The sequence below is a fragment of the Listeria farberi genome (assembly GCF_014229245.1).
Classification (GTDB): Bacteria; Bacillota; Bacilli; order Lactobacillales; family Listeriaceae; genus Listeria; species Listeria farberi.
This window is the reverse complement of sequence record NZ_JAARZJ010000041.1, coordinates 1-2,779: the sequence shown is the minus strand read 5'-3', so window position 1 is coordinate 2,779 and position 2,779 is coordinate 1. Positions and strand designations below refer to the sequence as shown.

Here is a 2,779-nt window from a genome sequence, read left to right as displayed (position 1 = left end):
ATATGATATAAACCTTTCCCATGACTAGGCGTGTCAAAACTAATAATAAAGTATTTTTTGTCTTTTTCTATGGTAAATTCCAACACATTTCTAGATTGTTTAACGTTTTTACACCAATTAGGACAATTAGTTTTTAGCTTTAATATTATTGTTTTTAAAAAGTCATTTTTTTTCATAAAAAACACTCCTAATTTAGGCTAATGTTATGAGATAGCGAAAATTTTTACTTATTTTCAAAGCCATTGAAAAGTTGCTAGTTAGATAAAATATATTGATTATATTCTGTTTAAAAGAACATCATTTCTAGTTTTCTTTATAAAAATTTCGAACGTTCATGCATTAAATCTTGCCTAACCTACTTGCTGGAACGGTAACAACTTCTTTATTATTTGGCACTATAAAAACTGCTACTCCAGCATATTCCCATTCACTTATTTTTGATTTTTAGCCCTATTGGTAAAGCTATATTCCTCTCTGTATCGAAAGTAGATACCCAGCCGTCATTATCTTTTAGAACCCATGTAGATTTCCAATCAGCTATTTTTTTACAAAATAAATATACCTATCTTTAGCCGATTTTTACAACATGGCTTCTATTGCTTTTGGAGATAATTTATACATATTTTTCCTCCTCATTACTTTTATTTATTCATCTATATTTCTGGAATAAAACTATATGGTTTTTTCACTTTTCCAATCAATGCTTCTGGTAGAACTAAATAAGGATTCGATTTATAGTCCACACTTTGAAGAAAATTTTTTGATAATATTAGCGCGTCATTGGGTTGATAATCCATTTGTGGGTCAAGCGCCTCCCGTGGTACGTAATCGCCTAACCAGTCTTTTTCGCTATTATACCCAAATAAATTACTGTACTCATCTTCTTCTGGCATTAAATATAAATGAATAAATCTTTTGGAAATATTTTCAAGCCATGTTTTAAATAATTGTGCTTGATTAACTGGAAGGATATGCAGAGCCAATGAAATGTTTCCCACTAAGCCAATTTCAGCGTTCTCATCATTTCCTCCATACAGTTGTTGATCTTCATAATCATATTTATCCAAATTCTCCACATCCGCAATATTATCAGAAACATATAATGTAAGAATTACCGAAGTCAACCCACACCAGAGCGGACCATTAATTGGACCAGTAAAATCTTCCTGTTCAAACTCCATATAGTTAATATAAAATTTATTAATATGGGCACACCATGATGCCTCAACTACTTGATAGGGCTCTACTTTATCAGATAAGTTCCCTAAATAAGCTAAAACCCATTCATATACACCGATATTAAGCGCAATTTTTGCCCTCAAACTTATATTGGAAAGTGTATCACAAACTGATTTTGCATAATGATAATCGAGCATCTCATCAATCATAGTATCATCCCAAGGATAATCTATTTTACTATCAGTTTTAGGAATGTAAGCTGGAATTTTATAAGCCATTCTATTCGCCTCCATATCTATAAGATGTCCCGATAAATCCTTCTGCTAACATAGTTTCAGGTGTGTTTAATAACTCATTATTTGTATATGATAAGTTACTTAAGAGATTATCGAGTGCCACCTGAGTATTCCTTGGAGTATAGTCAAAATCAGACGAAAAGAAAAACTCTCTGGGAATAGGTTGTTCATGCGATGAGTCATAGTAAGGGTCTTCATCGTCATTATATGCAGACGGATTATCTCTGTCATATTCGATAGGGAATAGTGGGATTAACTTCCGAATACAACTTTCTAACCATGAGTCAAATAGTTTTTTATCTGGGCAAATATATCTGGCTAACATCGCCTGACCATCCAGTTCTGCACTAATATTATATGCACCATCAAGAAAGTTTCGATTACTTCTTTCTAAAGATTCAAGAGCAATTGTTTTAACACCATGTACTTTATCGTTTTCCCCAGGGATAAAATCATATTCCCATTTTTTTACATAGCGCTTATCAATTATGCTAGCCCATAATGTCTCGATGTGTTTTTCTAAAATATCTATATCATCTTTTGTATGCAGCCGCCAATATACCCATTCGGCTAATGCAGCTGCCATACCGATAGATGCTTTATGATTTAATTTTAAAAATATATGAAACAATTTTTGGTTTGAGACTTTTTCATCCCAATCATACCTCATATTACTATTCCATTTATAATCAAGTTTGGCATCATAAAAGCTAGGGCTATTTAGTATATCTGGTATTTTCAACATTGGTTTTTTCTCCTAATTTTTTTGTAAAATATTTATCCCAACCGATATCTACTATTTCTTCAATATTAAATCTTTCTATTTCATGAAAACAATCTTGTGTACCGATTTCATTCTCCACATGTTCTGGATTTATCCCTTCTGTTTCGCATTCGGTGCAACAAAAAAATAATTTTCCACTATATGCTTCCTTCACAATTTCTACTCATCTTTTATAAGTTAAAAATCACATTTGAAAAAGTTATTCTATCTTCAATTAGCTTCATTTTATCTAAATTTGAATTTATTTTCTTTTTAATTTCTTTCATTGACATGTTCTCTGATTCTCTCATTTCCTGAATAAAATATAATTTCACTAAATACATTAATCTGCGAGAAAATTCGGTATTGTAATCTCTTTGACTTGCCGCCTTGTCTATTTTAGAAGTTGATAGATGTGCCCCTTGTAATGTTCTTTCAAATACTTTTCTATTAGTTTTTCTAGCAAGTTCTGTACCCACTTCAAATTTTTGCAATATTTTATATTTAAGAGTGGTAATTTCATTATTATTATTAAGATGTT

The 2,779-nt window shown here is 31.1% G+C and carries 4 protein-coding genes; all 4 read right to left on the bottom strand.

Features of this window, described 5'->3' with window-relative positions; translation table 11 throughout:
- Nucleotides 1-653 precede the first annotated feature (653 nt).
- Nucleotides 654-1,457 carry a hypothetical protein gene (locus HCB45_RS15035; RefSeq protein WP_185620439.1) on the bottom strand — a complete coding sequence of 268 codons (804 nt, stop codon included), beginning with the start codon at nt 1,455-1,457 and terminating at the stop codon, nt 654-656.
- A gap of 1 nt (nt 1,458) precedes the next feature.
- On the bottom strand, nt 1,459-2,220 hold the full coding sequence (locus HCB45_RS15030) for a hypothetical protein (RefSeq protein WP_185318588.1): 762 nt from the start codon (nt 2,218-2,220) through the stop codon (nt 1,459-1,461).
- Entirely contained in the window at nt 2,192-2,413 is a 222-nt protein-coding gene (locus HCB45_RS15025) for a hypothetical protein (protein WP_185620438.1), read from the bottom strand. Before HCB45_RS15025 ends, HCB45_RS15030 begins: the two co-directional genes overlap by 29 nt.
- 16 nt (nt 2,414-2,429) lie before the next feature.
- Nucleotides 2,430-2,779: DUF6707 family protein (locus HCB45_RS15020; RefSeq protein WP_185620437.1), on the bottom strand; the 350-nt coding region annotated here is incomplete at its 5' end.

Bases quoted from the DNA above. Each gene is read 5' to 3' on its own strand.
- HCB45_RS15035 (WP_185620439.1), bottom strand. From the start codon at position 1,457: ATGGCTTATAAAATTCCAGCTTACATTCCTAAAACTGATAGTAAAATA.
- HCB45_RS15030 (WP_185318588.1), bottom strand. From the start codon at position 2,220: ATGTTGAAAATACCAGATATACTAAATAGCCCTAGCTTTTATGATGCC.